Origin of the sequence: Blautia sp. DFI.1.216, from assembly GCF_020594215.1 — a bacterium.
GTDB lineage: Bacteria > Bacillota > Clostridia > Lachnospirales > Lachnospiraceae > Blautia_A > Blautia_A wexlerae.
The window spans coordinates 88,266-106,679 of record NZ_JAJDML010000002.1; the positions used below are offsets into that span (position 1 = coordinate 88,266).

Below are 18,414 nucleotides of genomic sequence, written 5' to 3' on the forward strand. Positions count from 1 at the left end.
ACAACATGAATTATGGAGGCGATGCGGCGGACCAGATCGTCCGGTATTCCCTGGACGGCGTGGACCACGGGCTCAGGCTTTCGGGTACGCTGGCAAAGCATCTGGCGGTATTTGTTGCCGCCGTATTAAAAGACCAGAAGAAAACGAGGGGCAAGACCAGAATGGTGCGGATGTTAAAGGAGAACAAGCCATTGAAGTTCTTCACTGTGCCATCTGACCGCCTGCGTGAATTCTGCAGTGAGGGCAGGAAACGAGGACTGCTCTATGTGATCATCCGGGATAAAAAGAACCCGGAGATGAGCGAGGTCATGGTCTTTGCCGATGATGCAGCCAAAGTCAACCGTGTCATGGATAAGATGAACCTTGATTTTGTAAGGAGCGAAGTCGGGGAAGCTGTCCATGAGGTAACCGCCGGAATGGAAGCACCGGAAACCGAAGCAGTACAGGAAACTGTGCAGATGCCGGAGGGCGAGGTGCAGTTTGAAATCAGCGATCTGGACGAAGCATTCCAGGTCGGTGACATGGACTTTTCTGAAGAGGAAAAGAACCAGAATCATCCCGAAAAGGAGTTTTCCGAACCGGAAAATTTTATCCCGGTGCAGGAAGAGGGGGAAGAGAATCTGTCCGGCTCTTCCTTGCACAGCAGAAATATTTCTACCGGGCAGGAAAAAGGGACTGATGCAGGGCAGAGGGAACAGGAGCGTCCCAGTGTCCGCCGGGAGCTGGAGAACATCAAACGGGAGAAAGCAGAGGAATCCCAGAAGCGGAGCCGGGAAAAGAACCGTGGACCAAGGAAAACGCAGAAGAAAGCAAGAAAGAAACGAAAGGTGAAAGCGAGGTAGGAGATGGACCTGACAAAATTTTTAGGGCAGGACTCGCAGGAGCAGTCCGCCCAGCGGTTATCGAAAGAAGAATATGCCGCACAGAAAAAGCAGGAGAGGGAAGAAATCTGGGGTATGATCGATGGAAAGGCACAGGAGGTCTTCCAGAATGGGGACTCCTTAAAAGGATTCCTTGATTTTATGGGACAGTGCAAGCCGCAGAGGACAGACAACCTGTTCCTGCTTTATGCACAGAATCCGGAGATCCGGCAGGTCAAGACCTTTGAAAAATGGAAGGAAGAAGGCAAGGTAGTCAAGACCGGAAGCAAGGGATACAACTTCATTGTCGGACAGGAATATGAAAAGGACGGTGTCATCCAGCAGGGGTACTCCATCCAGAAAGCCTATGACATCAGCCAGATCCGTACCAAGCAGCCAGAAGAGGCAGAGCCAAAGCCGATGGACCAGCTGATGGAAGCACTGCTGACCGACAGCGAGGTACGGATTCAGATCGCAGACAATCTGCCGGATAAGGTACAGGCACAGTACATCCCGAACAAGCGGACGATCTATGTCCGAAATGGCATGAGCGAAAATGCAACGTTCCATTCCATCAGCCGGGAGCTGGCCTGTGCATCCCTTGACCATCACGATGGAAGCTACAGCCGGGCAGGGGTATCGGCACAGGCCTATTGTGCGGCGTATGTGACAGCACAGAAATACGGCGTGGATGTCTCCGGTTTTTCCTTTGACAAGGTATGCCAGATGCAGGCATTCGGACAGAAAGATCCGAAAGAACTCCGCTCCTTTATCCAGGATGTAAAGAGTGCAGCCTATTCCATTGGCAAGCAGGTAGACCGCAACCTTGGCAAAAGCGAGCAGGAATTTATGACCGATGAATTTGCCATCCCGGAGGAAAAAACGGAGAAACCTGCCAAGAGTAAAAAGTCCCCGGAACGCTGATAAAAAGGGGCTTTTCCGGCTCTTTTGCAGTAGCTTTCCGGGAGGAAGTGTGGTATGTTGTGGTTGAGAAAAAAGAGGAAAAAAGGAGGCTCGCCTATGACAAGAATGCGATATGTAAAGATGGACCGGATCATGAACCACATGCTGATCCATGCACTCCGGGAAGTGTTCCGGCAGGAAAAAGAACAGGGGCTTCCGGTGGATACCACACGGGATCTGGTTCTGAAGCTGGCAGAGCAGGAAGAGGGAAAGCTCTACCTGACAGAAGCCGAACACAGCAAATCCGTGGAAGCCTTAAACCAGCTCCGGGACACATACCTGAAAAACGGACGCTATTCCGATGGGATCGACAGCGTCCTGTTAAAGATCATGAAATCCAGATACCGCCCATACCGTGGAAGGGGAAGATGAAGAAAGGATGTGGTACAAATATACAGAAATATGACACAAGAAAGAATAGAAGCCATGCGGAGAAGATATCCGCCGGGAACCGAGGTCACGCTTAACAGCATGGAGGGGGAGAGCCACATGCCACCCGGCTTAAAAGGTAAGGTGGATATGGTAGACGATGCAGGGCAGATCCACGTAAACTGGGAGAATGGAAGCAGCCTTGCCCTCGTTCCGGGAGTGGACAGCTTCCACATTACGGACCTGCCAAGAGCAGAGAGGCCCAAACAGCAACCATCCCGGTAACAAACAGCCGGAAGTCAGACTGGGTGATTTGGCTTGCCGGACTGCCTGTCATCTGGTGGGTAGCAATCCTGCTTGCGGATGCCATCCAGCCGGGCAGGAATCTTTTCGAGCTGATGGAGGTTCTCACAGAAAAGCTGAACCATCCCTTCCAGTTTCATTATACGGAATACACCATCAAGTCGATGCTGGTCTGCACGTTACTTTACGCAGCCGGGATCGGCATTTTTTATTCCGGTCAGAAGAACTACCGCAGAGGGGAAGAACATGGCTCTGCCAGATGGGGCGATGCCCGGCAGATCTGTAAGAAATATAGCAAGAAGCCGTACTCCCAGAACATCCTGCTGACACAGAACTTCCGCATTAGCCTTGACACCCACAAGCACCGCAGATGTCTCAACATTCTCGTAGTGGGAGGCTCCGGTGCAGGAAAATCCAGAGGCTTTGCCCTGCCAAACATCATGCAGTGCTGCTGTTCGATGGTCATCACCGATCCGAAAGCCGAACTGCTCCGAAAGACAGGCGGTCTGCTGGAAAAGAAAGGATATGAGGTGCGTGTCTTTGACCTCATCAATCCCGACACATCTTTTTGCTACAATCCATTCGAGTATGTCCACGATGACAAAGACGTGCTCCGTCTTATTTCCAATCTGATACAAAACACCACACCCAAAGGTTCCCAGTCCTCCGATCCGTTCTGGGAGAAGAGCGAGACCGCACTGCTTCAGGCACTGATGCTGTATCTGCTCCACGAAGCTCCGCCGGAAGAACAGAACTTCGCCATGATCATGGAGATGTTAGGTTCTGCCCAGGTAAAAGAAGAGGACGAGGACTACGAATCCCCTCTGGACATTTTGTTTGATCGTCTGGAGATGCGGGACCCGGACAGCATTGCCGTGAAGCAGTACCACATCTACAAGCAGGCGGCAGGAAAGACCGCCAAGTCCATCCTGATCAGTGTCGGTGTCCGTCTGGCAGCTTTTAACCTGCCGCAGATCGCCAAGCTGACCAATACCGATGAGCTGGATCTTTCCAGCATGGGCGAGAAGAAAGTAGCCCTTTTCTGCTGTATCCCGGATGCGGATACCTCTTTGAATTATCTGGTAGGCATGATCTACAGCCAGCTTTTCCAGACTCTTTATTACATGGCAGACCGTGTGCATGGCGGTGCCCTTCCGGTTCCGGTCAACTGCATCATGGATGAGTTTCCAAACGTATCCTTGCCAAACGAGTTTGAGAAGATCCTGGCAACCTGCCGATCCCGTTCCATTTACTGTAGCATCATCATCCAGAACATGAGCCAGCTAAAAGCTCTGTTCAAGGATTCGTGGGAGAGTCTGGTGGGCAACTGCGATGAGTTTTTATACCTGGGCGGCAACGAAAAAGAGACACACAAATATGTATCGGAATTATTGGGAAAAGAGACCATTGACACAAATACCTACGGCCAGACCAAGGGGAAATCCGGCAGCTACTCCACCAACTTCCAGCAGAGCGGAAGGGAGCTGTTACAGCCGGATGAAGTCCGTATGCTGGATAACCAGAATGCACTTCTGTTTATCCGCGGGGAGCGGCCCATACTGGATGCCAAGTATGACCTGATGAAGCATCCCAACATCCGGTATACCGAGGACGGAGGTGCCGGCCCGTTCAATTATGCGAAAGCACCGCTGGCGCATGACGATTTTACATTTGACGAAACAAGATATGACGATTACGAACTGCTTCTGGATGAGGACATCATCGGGGAGCTTTTTTGATGGGAGGAATGCCAATGAATTTACTGAAAAATAAGAAACACACAGAAATCAGGAAAGAGACCGCACCGCTAAAGATGAAGAGAGGGCAGAAGAAACTGTTTGCTCTGTATGCAGTCATGGTACTGTCGATCTGCATTGGGGCGACCTGCGTTTATGCCGCAGGCGATCCGCTGACCGTAGTCAATAACCTATCCACGTTTATCTTTTCCCTGATCCGCGCCATTGGCCTGATTCTGCTGGGATTTGGTATCGTGCAGGTCGGTCTGTCCTTAAAGAGCCACGATCCAAGCCAGAGGGCAAACGGATTTTTGACACTGGCAGGCGGTATCATCATTACCTTTGCAAAAGAGATCCTGGACCTGATCATGGGATAGGAGAAGAGTCCAGAAGGGGAGCCATGCGAAATGCCGGCTCCCTGCTCACTTTTGAGGATGGGAGGTGAAACTGTTTGAGTGATAACTGGATCGTACAGAATCTAAATTCTGCCTTGCAGACCTGGAGCGACAAGCTGGCTGAAATCTGGACACTGCTGACGCAAAGCCCGGAGAATTTCAAGGGCGGGGCAATCTGGAGCGTGATGACGAACATCAACGGTGGACTGAAAGCCATCGGGTACGGCCTGCTGGTCTTATTTTTTGCGGCAGGGCTGGTGAAAACCTGTGGAAGTTTTACGGATATGAAAAAGCCGGAACACGTAGTGAAAGCCTTTATCCGTTTTGCACTGGCACAGGGAGCCGTCATGTCCGGCATGGAACTTCTGACGGCAATTTTTTCCATTGTGCAGGGGATCGTCTCCAGCATTATGTCTCATTCCGGGATGGCAGGTGGAACGGTAACGGAACTGCCCTCAGAGATCGTGGACAAGATCGAAGCAGTCGGAATGCTGGAATCCATCCCTTTGTGGATCGTAACCCTATTGGGCAGCCTGCTGATTACGGTATTGTCATTTGTCATGATTCTGACTGTATACGGAAGAATGTTCAAGCTGTATATGTACACAGCCATCGCACCGATCCCGCTAGCAACCTTTGCCGGGGAGCCAACCCAGTCCGTAGGAAAGAACTTTATCCGTTCCTATGCCGGGGTATGTCTGGAAGGAGCCATCATCGCACTGGCCTGTATCATCTTTTCGGTGTTTGCTGCAAGTCCGCCGGCCGTCGGGGATACCGGCCTGTCTGCCGTGACGATTGTCTGGAACTACATCGGGGAGCTGGTCTTTAACTTACTGGTACTGGTAGGGGCAGTCAAGGCATCTGACCGGATCGTAAAAGAAATCATGGGATTATAGGAGGCGAAAAAAATGGAAGAATCAAAGACACTGAGCTACGACTGGCAGTATGGCCGGGAGGAATTATTTCTCAGGGTAGACAGTTACATGAGCGATGACAATCTCTATATCGGGCTTTACCATATGGAAGATGGATACCCGGAAAGCTTTGCAGACCTTACGGTAAACCTGCCTTTTGCTCCGCTGGGCGGTATCAATGAAGCCTATATCGACCACAATTTCAGCAAAGAAAAGCTTCGTTTTATAAAGCAGCATAAGCTGGGAACGATACAGCCGGATACCGCATCCTCCGGTTACTGCATTTTCCAGAGGGTTGCATTCGACCTGAAAAAACTGGCAGAGCTTGATCCGGAAGGAACAAAAAGATTTATGGAAAGAAATGGCATCCGGCAAAGGGATGTACCAAAACAGAAACAAAAGAAAAAACAGAGATTACAAAGAGAAAGGTAGAAAACAACATGGAAGTGAAAATGAATAAAGAAATCCGAGACTATCAGGAGTCAATGTTCTGGGGCTTAAGCTTCCGGCAGTGCTTATTTTCGGTACTGGCGATCCTGGCAGCCCTTGGAATCTATTTTGTCACCCGGAAATATGCCGGGGAACAGGTAACCGGATGGCTGTGCATCCTTGGGGCGGCTCCCTTTGCAGCCTGCGGCTTTTTTCGTTACCACGGCATGACGGCAGAACAGTTTGCATGGGTAGTCATTAAATCCGAACTGCTGTACCCGAAGCGGCTGGTATTTAAGTCGGAGAACCTGTACTTTTCCTGCATGGAAGAGAGCCTGCGGCTGGGTGAAAAGATGATGGGAAACGGAGCGGAACTTCTGGAAAAGAAGCGGACGAAACAGAAGAAACCAAAGAAGCGAAGAGGAAGGGGTGATGCCTTTGATTAAAACCCTGAGTCAGACACTGAAACAGGACAAGGAAAAATTTAAAGTACCGAAGTCTGTCCAGCAGGCCATCCCGATTCGCAAGATCTGGCCAGATGGTATTTTTCAGGTGGAGAGCAAGTATTCCAGGACATTCCGGTTTACGGATATCAACTATTCCATTGCCAGTAAAGCGGATAAGACGGAAATGTTCCTGGACTACTCTGAACTTTTAAATGCACTGGATTCTGGCTGTACGGCGAAGATCACCCTGAACAATCGTAAGATCAACAAGGAAGAGTTTGAGCAGTCCCTGCTGATCCCGATGAAAGGGGACGGTCTGGACGAGTACCGGAAAGAGTACAATGACATGCTCCTTTCCAAGATCTCCGGTACCAACAACAGTATCTACCAGGAACGCTATCTGACCATCAGCGTCCACAAGAAAAACATCGATGAAGCCAGAACCTATTTCGCACGTGTGGGAACGGACATCATCACCCATCTGGCCAAGCTGTCCTCTATTGGGGAAGAGCTGGATGCAGAGCAGAGGCTCCAGATCTTCCGGGACTTTTTCAAGGCAGACGTTCCACAGAGTTTTCCATTTGACATGAAAGCCTTTGCGAAAAAAGGACACAGCTTCAAAGACTGGATCTGCCCGGACACAATGGAATTCCATAACGACCATTTCAAGCTGGGCGAGCAGTACGGCAGAGTCCTTTTTATGGAAGATTACGCCAGCTATGTAAAGGATGAGATGATCTCCGAACTGTGCAGCCTTGGCAGGAACCTGATGCTGTCCATTGATATCATCCCCGTACCGACAGACGAAGCGGTGCGTGAGATCCAGAACCGACTGCTGGGCGTGGAGACAAACGTCACCAACTGGCAGAGACGCCAGAATGCCAACAATAACTTTTCAGCCGTAGTTCCCTATGACATGGAGCTGCAGAGAAAAGAGACCAAGGAAATGCTGGACGATCTGACCACCAGGGATCAGAGGATGATGTTCGGTATCCTGACAATGGTACATATGGCAGACAGCAAGAAACAACTGGACTCCGATACGGAAACCCTGTATTCCATTGCGAGAAAACACCTCTGCCAGATGGCAACTTTGAAGTGGCAACAGGTCGATGGACTGAATACCGTCCTGCCGTATGGCCTGCGGAAAATCGATGCAGTGCGTACCCTTACTACAGAATCCACCGCCGTCCTGATCCCGTTCCATACGCAGGAAATCATGCAGCCGGGAGGCATCTATTATGGGCAGAATGCCGTCAGCAAAAATATGCTGGTGGCAGACCGAAGGAAGCTGTTAAACGGCAACTCTTTCCGACTGGGTGTCAGCGGCTCCGGCAAGAGCTTCTCGGCAAAAGAGGAGATCGTAGACCTTGCCCTTTCCACGGAAGATGACATCCTCATCCTCGATCCGGAGTCGGAGTTTGCTTCTCTGGTGGAAGCCTTAAACGGAGAGGTCATCCGGATCTCGGCAACCTCGGATACCCATCTGAATGCACTGGATATGGATTCTGCCTATGGCAATGATCGAAATCCTCTGATTGAGAAGTCAGAATTTATCCTTTCCCTGTTTGAGCAGCTCGTAGGAGCCGGAAACCTTTCGGCAAAGGAGAAATCCATCCTTGACCGCTGCACCGCAGATGTGTACCGGGATTATATGAGGGGCGGTTACAAAGGGCAGGTGCCGACCTTAAAGGACCTGTACCGACAACTCATGCTCCAGCCGGAAGAAGAAGCCAGAGGGCTGGCTCTGTCTTCGGAACTGTTTATCAATGGCAGTCTGAACACCTTTGCCCAGGAAACCAATGTCAACACGAAGAGCCGTATCATCGACTATGACATCCGGGAGCTGGGCGAACAGCTGATGCCCCTTGGCATGCTGGTCACACTGGATTCGATTTTTAACCGTGTGATCCAGAACTGGAAGAAGGGAAAAACGACATGGATCTTTGCGGATGAGTTTTATCTGCTGTTCCGCTATGAATACAGTGCGGACTTTTTCTACCGCCTGTACAAGCGTATCCGTAAGTATTCCGGATTTGTAACCGGACTTACCCAGAACGTTGAGGAACTTCTGAAATCCGATACCGCCCGCCTGATGCTGGCGAACAGTGAGTTCCTGATCCTTTTGAATCAGGCTACCACCGACCGGGATGAGCTGGCGGCACTTCTGAATATTTCAGACAACCAGTTATCCTACATCACCAATGTGGGTGCCGGCCATGGTCTGATCCGCTGTTCCGGAAATCTGGTGCCGTTTGAAAATTCGTTTCCAAGAAATACAAAGCTGTACCGCCTGATGACGACCAAGCCGGGCGAAGGGTAAGAGCGGGACAAGCCGGGACTGGAGGTGAGAGATGAAGGATATCAAAACCAAAGAAGTTACAACAAAACCAAAGACCAAAAATCCTGCCTCCAGAATCCCCAAGGAGCTGATGCGGACGGCCATACTGGAGAGCAAGGAAAAATCCCAGGCCATCGCAAATGCCAGGGACAATGACATGGGAGAACAGTCCCCATCCGAATATGCCAGTGGGAAAGTCGCATCCGCAGAGGAATGGGCTGCAAGAAAGACAGGCAGAACTGTAACCAGAGCCGGAAAGACAGCCGCACAGACTTCCTACGAGAAGATCAAACAGAGAGCCGCTGGCAAAAAAGAAGTAGAAAAAGAAGCGGAGAAAGAAACCGCCAGAGGAACAGGGGACACACAGACCGCCGATCCTGCTAGCCGGGAAGCACCCGAGCAGAAGAGCCGGGAAGTACAGATTCAGAATGCCCAGCGGCAAAAGGCGGTTTCAGATGCCGTCAAAACAAAAGAGCAGAAGATCCGGGCTGCCAGGGAGACACCAAGAATCCAGAATGGACAGGAAATGTCGGAAGGTGGATCGCTTTCCATCAAAAGACAAAACCAGAAAAGCAAGGCCGGAGATACCGCAAGGCAGAATGCCATCCGCCAGAAACAGCCGGAAACCATACGGATCAAGGAAAAGCCACGGAAACAGTTGGAGCCGAAGACCATACAGCGGCGTACTATTAAGACCGCCCCTCCATCTGTGAAGATCAGCATCCAGCCAGAGCAGAAGCTCCGGGTGGCCAGTTCCAACGCCCTGACAGCCCGGATGCAGAAGCAGATGGAACGAAGGGCAGCGAAGCAGGCGGCGAAGAAAGCCGCCTTGCAGACTTCCGATGGAGTCCGCCGGATACAGAAAACGGCAAGGGCAGGAGAGAATACCTTCAAGGCAGCTAAGGCCGCTGTAGAAGCGGCAGCGAAAACGGTGCAGTCCATGATGGCTGCACTGGGAGCCGCCGGAGCGGTCATGGTTCTGCTTCTGGTTATCATGGTCGGGATCATTGGCGGTGCGGCATTCTCTGGAAGCTCAGAGAGCAACGAAGCACTCAGCCAGGAAGTACTTTCCTATACGGCAACCATCCAGAAATACGCCAACCAGTATGGAATCCTCGAATACGTTTCCGTGATACAGGCAATCATGATGCAGGAATCTGGCGGCCGGGGGACCGATCCCATGCAGAGCAGTGAGTGCCCATACAACACCCGGTATTCCAACAGCCCGAATGCCATCCAGGATGCCGACTATTCCATACATGTAGGAATCCAGTATTATGCGGACTGCCTGAAGGAAGCCGGATGCACCAGCCCCCAGGACATGGATAAGCTGAAGCTGTCCCTGCAAGGGTATAACTACGGCAACGGATACATAACGTGGGCGCTCCGAAACTACGGGGGCTACAGTGCAGAAAATGCTCTGCAGTTTTCCAATGATCAGGCTGCTTCGCATGGCTGGAGTGCCTATGGCGATCCAGAATACGTCCCTCACGTCCTGAGGTATTATTCCAGCGGCGGATTGTTTGCCGGCCTGTTTGGAGGCAACGGCCAGATCGTATCCGTGGCACTTACCCAGCTTGGAAATGAAGGAGGCCAGAAGTTCTGGTCATGGTATGGATTTGACAGCCATGTGGCGTGGTGTGCCTGCTTTGCCAGCTGGTGTGGGGATCAGGCAGGACTGATCGAGAGCGGCAAGATGCCGAAGTTCTCCCTATGCGATGATGGGATCGCGTGGTTTCAGGGCAAGGGAAAATGGAAGAGCAGAGGATATTCGCCAGCACCCGGAACCCTGATCTTCTTTGACTGGAACGGGGACGGAACCTCAGACCATGTGGGAATCGTGGAGAAAATTGAGGGAAGTACCGTATATACGGTAGAGGGAAACTCCAGTGATGCCGTGAACAAGAGAAGCTATGATATCAATAACGGAACGATCATGGGATACGGCATACTTTGAAAATTAATATGTTGACTCTTAGAGAGTAGTCAATAGTTTAGATTACCTTGACTAAAAAACAAATATAAAGTATTATGTGATTAGCTTCGACTAACTAGAAAAAGGAGGGCGCACGATGACAAACCAATATATGACGAAGCTGTATCACGATCTGCTCTCCAACTCTCCGCAGACAGTGACAATAGATATTCCGGCTGATATGGGAACAGGTCAGATTTCGCAAGTTGTTACAAAGCAAGGAGCAGTTGTTTCGGACTGGAAAATGAATTATTTTTCAGATATGAACGTGCAGGGAGTGAGTAGCGAAGAATACATTCAAATGTTGTTCTGCTTCAATGATGGTGTTTCCTGGAATATTGCAGATAGCCGACAAAGTATCAGCATACAAAAAGGTGAGTCCTGTATTTATCGTGGACACGGGAAAATGGAATATCTGTGCTATTCCAAACAAAACGATTTCCTTTTCAAAAATGTAAAAGTACCACTGTCGTATTTCCGTAAAATTATGAATGACTATTTTGATGTTGGTGAGATTGAGGTTTATCAGAAAAAACTATTGGAAGGTATATCAAAAGTAGGTATTACTCCCTATATGGAGCACATTTTTGCGGAACTGAAAGACTTCACGCAATATCGCGGCGGATTGGGATACCTGTTTTTGGAAAGCAAAGTTTTTGAGTTGTTATCTGTATATTTGAGTGAGATTTTGGAACTGAGTATTCTTGCGTCAACTTATATAGCAATTTCCAGAAGTGACCGAGAATCCATCATAGAAGCGAAGAGAATCATTGACAGTCAGCTTGCTTTGGCACCAAGTTGTGAGGAATTGGCGCGAAAAGTCAATATTAGTACTTCAAAATTGTCAAAGGGTTTTTCCTCGCTGTTTGGAACATCGGTTCATGCGTATATTATAGATCAGCGATTGGAAAAGGCGGCAAGTCTACTATTAGAAAGTAATTTGAACGTAAGTCAGGTGGCAGCATTTGTAGGCTATTCAAAACCGAGTAACTTTGCTGCGGCATTCAAAAAGAAGTATGGGGTAATTCCTAAAAACTATAAAACGGAAAATACGATTGGTTAAAATTAAAAAATACCGATTTTGGGTAGAATAAAACCGTTTTTAGGTTGGAAATGTAGGCGTAAATTGTTATTATATGTGGTGTAGTTAGAAAATACTAACTACACCATTTTTTAGATAGGAGGATACTGGTATGAGTTCCCAGAAAAAAAATTCCCGGCTTGAGGGAAAAGATTTAATTACTATCGGCATCTACACCGTCATCTATGTCGTCATTGTTATGCTGGTGGCGATGCTTGGCTTCATCCCCATTTTTATTCCGCTGATGGCGGTGCTGTGTCCTTTGATTGGCGGCATCCCCTATATGCTGTATGTTACAAAGGCTAAAAAATTCGGGATGACTGCAATCATGGGTTTCCTGATTGGCCTAATCATGGTGTTCTTCGGCAACGGCTATCTTACTATGGTAACTGGTCTTGTTGGCGGCCTGTTGGCTGACGTGATCCTGAAAAAGGCAGACTACAAAAGTGCAAAGAGTACAGTTCTTTCCTGCGGTGTGTTCAGCATCTGGGTGTTTGGCAACTTTGCTCCCATTTTCCTGAACCGTGAAAGCTATATGGTAATGCTGACTGAAGGATACGGCACTGAATATGCAGCTACCCTTAATACATATATGCCTATGTGGATTGCGCCTATTTTGCTGGTTGCCTGCTTTGTGTTTGGCCTTGTCGGAGGTATGATTGGGAAAGCCATTTGCAAAAAGCACTTCCAGCGTGCCGGTATTGCATAATGGCGCGGGAAATTCTGCTCAGCAAAAAAACAGAACAAGGGTTGCGGCTCGATCCGCGTACAAAACTGTTGCTCATCTTCATCATAAGCATTTTTGTCATGGGTGGAACAGGCGGAGAAGCTATGGGACTGATCCGCCTTGTTCTTTGTGTGGTTCCGGCTATATTGCTGCTTACCTCGAAACAATGTGCAAAAGCTGTGGGCTATATTGCTGTGTTTTCTGTTTTTTATGCTGTCCAAATTTATGTTTTGCCGCACCTTACGGGGATATTGAATTTCCTTGTTCTGTTTACAACAGGATTCTTCTGCCGAATCCTTCCCAGTGTTGCGATTGCTGCCTATGCAGTGAAAACAACAACGGTCAGTGAATTGATTTCCGGCATGGAAAGAATCCATATGCCTAAAGAAGTGACGATCCCCTTAACGGTCATGTTCCGCTTCTTTCCAACTGTCTTTCAGGAGTCAGAAGCAATCAGTGACGCTATGAAAATGCGTGGGATTAAACTTGGAGGGAAAAAATCTTCAAAAATATTGGAGTATAAGCTGATCCCGATGATTACCTGCTCCGTGAAAATCGGTGAGGAACTTTCCGCTGCGGCAATTACCCGTGGCCTCGGCGCTCCTGTCAAACGCACAAACATTTGCCAGCTTAAATTCAATTTTGCCGATGTGGTGCTGATCTTGTTTTGTTGCTTTGTAGTGTTTTGGGCGATTGCTTCCCCGATAATTTCCGCAGGAGGGATTTTGCCATGATAGATTTTCAAAATGTTTCTTTTTCTTATGGTGAAGAATCCAGCGGCGGAGGGATTAGAAATGTCAATCTCACCATAAACACAGGGGAATTTGTTTTACTCACGGGAGAATCCGGCTGTGGGAAAACAACGATTACCCGTTTGGTAAATGGGCTGGTGCCTCATTATTACGAGGGCAAATTAGAGGGCGATGTCCTTCTGGACGGAAAAAGCGTATCAGATACGCCGCTTTATGACTTGGCTGCTATGGTGGGATCTGTATTCCAGAATCCCAAAAGTCAGTTTTTCAACGTGGATACGGATAGTGAATTAGCCTTTGCCTGTGAAAATTTAGGCTATCCTCAGGAGGATATCCTGAAAAGGATTGACCGGACAGTTTCCGATTATCATATTGAAGATTTGATGGGGCGAAGCGTGTTTGCTCTGTCCGGAGGCGAAAAGCAAAAAATAGCCTGTGCTTCATCAAGTGTATTGCTGCCGGGAATTATGGTCCTGGACGAACCATCTTCTAATTTGGATATGGCTGCTATTGATGACCTGCGGCAGGTCCTAAGCCTCTGGAAAAAGCAGGGCAAAACAATTCTGATCGCAGAACACCGCCTTTACTACCTTCACGATCTTGCAGATCGTGTGCTGTATGTAAAAGATGGGGAGATTGAACGGGAATACACGCCTGCTGAATTTGACAGCTTATCGGATGGCACTCGAAAAGAAATGGGGCTGCGGCCGTTTTCTCTCTCGAAGTTGAAGCCTGCGAATCAGTATCAGGCGCATACAGCTAAACAGATGGAATTTCAAAATTTCTGCTTTGCGTATAAAAAGCGGGAACCGGAAAGCCTCCATATTCCGAGTGCAGAACTGCCTGTTGGAGAAACGATTGCCATTATCGGTCTGAATGGCGCTGGAAAATCTACTCTGGCCCGCTGTATTTGCGGACTGGAAAAGAAGTGTGGCTTTTTGCAGGTTGAGGGGAAAACCCTTGATTGGAAAGCCCGGCTCAAACATTGCTACATGGTAATGCAGGATACCAGCCATCAGCTATTTACCGAAAGCGTGGCGGATGAAGTGCTTCTGAGCATGGACAACAAGGATGAAACTGTTGTGGATAAAATCCTTAAACAGTTTGATCTGCTGGAATATAAAGAGAGGCACCCGCTTTCTCTTTCCGGCGGGCAAAAACAGCGGGTAGCGATCGCGTCTGCCATTGTGAGTAACCGGGAGATCATTGTGTTTGACGAACCAACAAGTGGGCTTGATCTCAAACATATGCGGGAAGTTGCGCGGAGTTTGAAGTCACTCGCGGATCAGGGCAAAACGCTTCTTGTTATTACGCATGATCCGGAGTTGGTGATGGCGGGATGTTCGTATGTAGTCCATATGGAAAAAGGGCAAGTAAAAGAAAGCTATCCATTGGACGAATCCGGCAGTAAAAAGGTTTTGGATTTTTTCCGAATCCGCCAGTGAATTTTAGAAATTATGAATGTCAGGGCCGCCTTGACTGGACAGAAAGATAATGATAAGAGGCCGCTTTACTTTGGCGGCCTCTTGTTTTTGAAGCACAGACAGTACGGCTCAATATAAGGAGGGCTTATGTTTAAAAAAATCTTTGAGTACGCAGGGCCATATAAGAAAAATATGTATGTGGCCACGGTTGTCGTACTGGTCAGCGTTCTTATGGGCATCCTGCCTTTTGTGCTGGCCTATCAGGTCATTTCGCCATTGGTTATGGGCGATTCTGTTGAAACAGAATTTGTTTTATTGCGTGTTATAGGGGTTTTGATCTGTCTTGTTTTGCAGGCGTTTTTTTATGGATGGGGATTATCAATTTCTCATAAAGCAGCATATAACACATTGTTCCGGCTGCGGGTATCTCTGCAAAAGAAGTTTGAGAAACTTCCCCTTGGCATTGTGGAGGAAAAAGGGACAGGCACAATCAAAAAGCTGTTTGTCGATGATGTGGACAGCTTGGAATTGCTCCTTGCTCATTCAGTCCCAGAGGGTATCGCAAATTTACTGATTCCGCTGGTGATTTATGTTGCTATGTTTTGTGCGGACTGGAAACTGGCTCTTATGTCTTTGGCCTCTATCCCGATCAGCCTGCTCTCCATGGTCATTATGTACTCTGTTGGAATGAAGCGCATGGGTCCCTACTATCAGTCTGCACAGAAAATGAACAACACGATCATTGAGTACATCAATGGTATGGAGGTTGTCAAGGTATTCAATAAGGACGCAGATTCCTATGAGCGGTTCCGCAAAGATGTATCAGATTATCGGGACTATACTCTGGCGTGGTACAAGGCGGCGTGGCCGTGGATGGCAATTTACAGCAGTCTGCTTCCATGCACCATTATTCTGACTTTACCTGTTGGCGCATGGTTCGTTCTCTCTGGCTGGTCTACTTTGCCTAATTTGATCTTGGTACTGTGTCTTTCTTTAAGTATTGGTATGCCACTGCTGAAATCTCTCGGTTTCCTGCCTACCATGCCCCAGCTCAACTATAAAATTTCTGCATTGGAGCAGGTGTTGGATGCGCCAGAGCTCCAGCAGACAGAAGATGCGTTCCACGGGAAAGATGACACCATTACTTATGACCATGTTTCTTTCGCTTATCAGACCACACAGCCCGGCCCGGATGGAAAGCCTGTTGTAATTGAGGATGAAGTTCTCCATGACATTTCCTTTACGGCAAAAGCTGGACAGAAAACAGCCCTTGTTGGTGAATCTGGCTCCGGCAAGAGTACATTAGCGAAACTGCTGATTCACTATTATGACCCACAGAAAGGCAGTATTTCCATCGGTGGACAGAAATTATGCGATATGAGCCTTGAAGCACTGAACAGCCGTATCTCCTATGTGGCGCAGGATCAATACCTGTTCAACACCTCTCTGCTCGAAAACATTCGGCTTGGTCGGCTGAACGCAACGGATGAAGAAGTGGTGGAGGCCGCAAAGAAAGCTCAGTGTATGGAGTTCCTTGAGAAACTTCCGCAGGGTATTCATTCGATGGCTGGTGATGCAGGAAAAATGCTATCCGGCGGTCAGCGCCAGCGTATTTCTTTGGCGCGGGCAATCTTAAAGGATGCGCCTATTGTGGTGCTTGACGAGGCAACTGCCTATGCTGATCCTGAAAACGAGGAAAAGATGGAGGCTGCTATTGCAGAGCTTGTAAAAGGTAAGACCCTTGTGGTTATCGCACACAAATTACCAGCCATTATGAACGCAGATCAGATTTGTGTTATGGATCACGGAAAGCTGGTTGCAACGGGCAAACATCAGGAGCTGATCCAGTCCTGCCCAGAATATCAAAAGTTGTGGAAAGCGGCACAGGACAGCGCCGAGTGGAAAGTACATACTGCAAAGGAGGGGAAATAAATGTTTGCTTTGTTTTCAAGAATATTGAAACTTTCCGACCATTATAAGAGCCGTATTCAGGGCGCATTTGTTTGTGCGTTTCTGGAATCCATTCTGTCCAAAATGCCGATTTTTCTGGCCTTTGTGGTTTTGAGTGGATTTGCAAATAAGACAATTACCGGGCAGACTTGTCTTTATGTGGGACTTGGCCTTGTCGCTATTGTGCTGGTTCAGATGTTCGTCCACTATCTTAGTGACAGCCTGCAAAGTGCAGCGGGATATTTGATGTTTGCCGACAAGCGTATCGAATTGGGCGGCCATCTGAGGAAACTTCCAATGGGATACTTCACTTCCGGCAATATTGGCAAGATCAGTTCAGTCCTCAGTACCGACATGGTGTTCATTGAAGAAGTTGCTATGAGTACGCTGGGAAACATGATGAGCTATCTGCTATCCTCGTTGGTTTTGCTGGCGTTCATGTTTTATCTGAATTGGCAGCTTGGCTTGATCGCCTTGATAGTTACTATTTTGGCATGGCTGGTATCTAAGGGGATGAACAAAGTTTCCCTGCGAGAAGCAGCAGGCCGTCAGGAGCAGAGCGAACGGCTGACCGATGCGGTGCTGTCTTTTGTGGAGGGCATTGGTGTTATTAAGAGCTATAACCTGCTTGGAGAAAAATCCGAAGAACTGTCCGGCAATTTCAAGCGTTCCAGAAATACATCGCTTGACTTTGAACAGAAAATGACCCCGTGGACAATGGGGCTGAATATCCTTTATGGTATTGGTATTGCGGCAATTTTCGGTCTGTCTATTGTGTTGGAACAGAGCGGTGTGCTTTCTTTGGCTTATGTGTCGGGTGTTCTGCTGTTTGTATTTGATCTTTTTGGCCCGTTGAAGGCTCTCTATGGAGAAGCATCCAGACTGACCGTTATGAACGCTGCCCTTGATCGCATTGAAGCGGTACTGGACGAACCAGAACTTTCCGACAATGGCAAGCAGCATATTCCAGCTCAGGCACAGCCAGGACAGCCAGAAGTCCAGTTCAACGATGTTACATTTGCTTATCAGGACAAAGAGGTTCTGCATCATATCAGTTTTGCCATGAAGAAAAATTCTATGACAGCACTGGTTGGGCCATCCGGTAGTGGTAAGTCCACCATTGCAAACTTGCTGGCGCGACTTTGGGATGTAAAATCTGGCAATGTGACGATAAGGGGCGTGGATATTCGCAATGTACCTCTGTCGGAATTGATGGATCAGATCAGCATGGTATTCCAGCGTGTGTATCTGTTTCAGGACACCATTTACAACAATATCAGTATGGGAAAACCGGATGCTACGGAAGAAGAAGTTTATGAGGCTGCCAGAAAAGCCCGCTGCTATGATTTCATTATGGCTCTGCCTGATGGGTTCAAAACGGTGGTTGGCGAAGGCGGTGCGACACTCTCTGGGGGCGAAAAGCAGCGCATTTCGATTGCTCGCTGTATCCTGAAAGACGCGCCTATCGTCATTTTGGACGAAGCTACCGCAAGTGTGGATACAGACAATGAAAGCTATATTCAGGAAGCTATTTCCGAATTGGTGAAGGGAAAGACCCTGCTTGTAATTGCTCATCGTCTGAATACGATCCAAACTGCTGATCAGATTTTAGTTATAGACAACGGCCAGATTGCACAGCAAGGAAACCATGAGGAACTTTTGAAACAGCCCGGTATCTATCAGGATTTTGTCAATATCCGAAAGAGTGCGGCTGTATGGAGTCTTGCTTAATGGCGAAAGGAGCTGCCT

General features: G+C 48.5%; 17 protein-coding genes. All 17 read left to right on the top strand.

The annotated features are described in order from the left end of the window. Positions 1–5 precede the first annotated feature (5 nt). The 17 genes from LJE11_RS01315 to LJE11_RS01395 all read left to right on the top strand — a co-directional run bounded on the left by LJE11_RS01315 (position 6) and on the right by LJE11_RS01395 (position 18,396). Positions 6–842: a PcfB family protein gene (locus tag LJE11_RS01315; protein WP_008400044.1), complete on the top strand. Its 837-nt coding sequence runs from the start codon at positions 6–8 to the stop codon at positions 840–842. A 3-nt stretch (positions 843–845) separates the two neighbouring features. After that, positions 846–1,784, top strand: a complete 939-nt coding sequence (locus LJE11_RS01320) for an ArdC-like ssDNA-binding domain-containing protein (protein WP_008400043.1) — start codon at positions 846–848, stop codon at positions 1,782–1,784. A gap of 96 nt (positions 1,785–1,880) precedes the next feature. Next, a complete protein-coding gene (locus LJE11_RS01325) occupies positions 1,881–2,195 on the top strand; it encodes a hypothetical protein (protein ID WP_015513376.1) in 315 nt (104 codons plus the stop codon). Positions 2,196–2,225: 30 nt separating this feature from the next. Next, complete coding sequence (locus tag LJE11_RS01330) at positions 2,226–2,477, top strand: DUF4314 domain-containing protein (protein ID WP_015513377.1); 252 nt, start codon at positions 2,226–2,228, stop codon at positions 2,475–2,477. A 23-nt stretch (positions 2,478–2,500) separates the two neighbouring features. After that, entirely contained in the window at positions 2,501–4,234 is a 1,734-nt protein-coding gene (locus tag LJE11_RS01335) for a VirD4-like conjugal transfer protein, CD1115 family (RefSeq protein ID WP_227295339.1), read from the top strand. Beyond that, complete coding sequence (locus LJE11_RS01340; protein ID WP_008400039.1) at positions 4,234–4,608, top strand: hypothetical protein; 375 nt, start codon at positions 4,234–4,236, stop codon at positions 4,606–4,608. The genes LJE11_RS01335 and LJE11_RS01340 overlap by 1 nt, the downstream gene beginning before the upstream one ends. 74 nt (positions 4,609–4,682) lie before the next feature. Further along, positions 4,683–5,522 carry a hypothetical protein gene (locus LJE11_RS01345; protein WP_227295342.1) on the top strand — a complete coding sequence of 280 codons (840 nt, stop codon included), beginning with the start codon at positions 4,683–4,685 and terminating at the stop codon, positions 5,520–5,522. Between the two features lie 12 nt (positions 5,523–5,534). After that, positions 5,535–5,972, top strand: coding sequence for a DUF4313 domain-containing protein (locus tag LJE11_RS01350; protein WP_148462899.1), 438 nt, complete (start codon positions 5,535–5,537; stop codon positions 5,970–5,972). An 8-nt stretch (positions 5,973–5,980) separates the two neighbouring features. Next, on the top strand, positions 5,981–6,415 hold the full coding sequence (locus tag LJE11_RS01355; RefSeq protein WP_015535752.1) for a PrgI family protein: 435 nt from the start codon (positions 5,981–5,983) through the stop codon (positions 6,413–6,415). Continuing rightward, on the top strand, positions 6,408–8,738 hold the full coding sequence (locus LJE11_RS01360) for a VirB4-like conjugal transfer ATPase, CD1110 family (RefSeq protein WP_330386286.1): 2,331 nt from the start codon (positions 6,408–6,410) through the stop codon (positions 8,736–8,738). The genes LJE11_RS01355 and LJE11_RS01360 overlap by 8 nt, the downstream gene beginning before the upstream one ends. A gap of 31 nt (positions 8,739–8,769) precedes the next feature. Further along, positions 8,770–10,713, top strand: a complete 1,944-nt coding sequence (locus LJE11_RS01365; RefSeq protein ID WP_173706279.1) for a lysozyme family protein — start codon at positions 8,770–8,772, stop codon at positions 10,711–10,713. Positions 10,714–10,828: 115 nt separating this feature from the next. Continuing rightward, a complete protein-coding gene (locus LJE11_RS01370; protein ID WP_055238778.1) occupies positions 10,829–11,794 on the top strand; it encodes a helix-turn-helix domain-containing protein in 966 nt (321 codons plus the stop codon). A 130-nt stretch (positions 11,795–11,924) separates the two neighbouring features. Next, a complete protein-coding gene (locus LJE11_RS01375) occupies positions 11,925–12,521 on the top strand; it encodes an MptD family putative ECF transporter S component (protein WP_044921312.1) in 597 nt (198 codons plus the stop codon). Then, positions 12,521–13,273: an energy-coupling factor transporter transmembrane component T gene (locus LJE11_RS01380; RefSeq protein WP_015528444.1), complete on the top strand. Its 753-nt coding sequence runs from the start codon at positions 12,521–12,523 to the stop codon at positions 13,271–13,273. Before LJE11_RS01375 ends, LJE11_RS01380 begins: the two co-directional genes overlap by 1 nt. Continuing rightward, positions 13,270–14,736 carry an ABC transporter ATP-binding protein gene (locus LJE11_RS01385; RefSeq protein ID WP_227295346.1) on the top strand — a complete coding sequence of 489 codons (1,467 nt, stop codon included), beginning with the start codon at positions 13,270–13,272 and terminating at the stop codon, positions 14,734–14,736. The genes LJE11_RS01380 and LJE11_RS01385 overlap by 4 nt, the downstream gene beginning before the upstream one ends. Positions 14,737–14,862: 126 nt before the next feature. Beyond that, positions 14,863–16,647: an ABC transporter ATP-binding protein gene (locus LJE11_RS01390; protein WP_006428311.1), complete on the top strand. Its 1,785-nt coding sequence runs from the start codon at positions 14,863–14,865 to the stop codon at positions 16,645–16,647. Further along, positions 16,648–18,396 (top strand): ABC transporter ATP-binding protein, encoded by a 1,749-nt coding sequence (locus LJE11_RS01395; protein ID WP_227295348.1) that lies wholly within the window; start codon positions 16,648–16,650, stop codon positions 18,394–18,396. The last annotated feature ends 18 nt before the right edge of the window (positions 18,397–18,414 follow it).

Coding starts and splice junctions, on each gene's coding strand:
- LJE11_RS01315 (WP_008400044.1), top strand. CDS start 6: ATGAATTATGGAGGCGATGCGGCGGACCAGATCGTCCGGTATTCCCTG.
- LJE11_RS01320 (WP_008400043.1), top strand. CDS start 846: ATGGACCTGACAAAATTTTTAGGGCAGGACTCGCAGGAGCAGTCCGCC.
- LJE11_RS01325 (WP_015513376.1), top strand. CDS start 1,881: ATGACAAGAATGCGATATGTAAAGATGGACCGGATCATGAACCACATG.
- LJE11_RS01330 (WP_015513377.1), top strand. CDS start 2,226: ATGACACAAGAAAGAATAGAAGCCATGCGGAGAAGATATCCGCCGGGA.
- LJE11_RS01340 (WP_008400039.1), top strand. CDS start 4,234: ATGGGAGGAATGCCAATGAATTTACTGAAAAATAAGAAACACACAGAA.
- LJE11_RS01350 (WP_148462899.1), top strand. CDS start 5,535: ATGGAAGAATCAAAGACACTGAGCTACGACTGGCAGTATGGCCGGGAG.
- LJE11_RS01355 (WP_015535752.1), top strand. CDS start 5,981: ATGGAAGTGAAAATGAATAAAGAAATCCGAGACTATCAGGAGTCAATG.
- LJE11_RS01365 (WP_173706279.1), top strand. CDS start 8,770: ATGAAGGATATCAAAACCAAAGAAGTTACAACAAAACCAAAGACCAAA.
- LJE11_RS01370 (WP_055238778.1), top strand. CDS start 10,829: ATGACAAACCAATATATGACGAAGCTGTATCACGATCTGCTCTCCAAC.
- LJE11_RS01375 (WP_044921312.1), top strand. CDS start 11,925: ATGAGTTCCCAGAAAAAAAATTCCCGGCTTGAGGGAAAAGATTTAATT.
- LJE11_RS01380 (WP_015528444.1), top strand. CDS start 12,521: ATGGCGCGGGAAATTCTGCTCAGCAAAAAAACAGAACAAGGGTTGCGG.
- LJE11_RS01385 (WP_227295346.1), top strand. CDS start 13,270: ATGATAGATTTTCAAAATGTTTCTTTTTCTTATGGTGAAGAATCCAGC.
- LJE11_RS01390 (WP_006428311.1), top strand. CDS start 14,863: ATGTTTAAAAAAATCTTTGAGTACGCAGGGCCATATAAGAAAAATATG.
- LJE11_RS01395 (WP_227295348.1), top strand. CDS start 16,648: ATGTTTGCTTTGTTTTCAAGAATATTGAAACTTTCCGACCATTATAAG.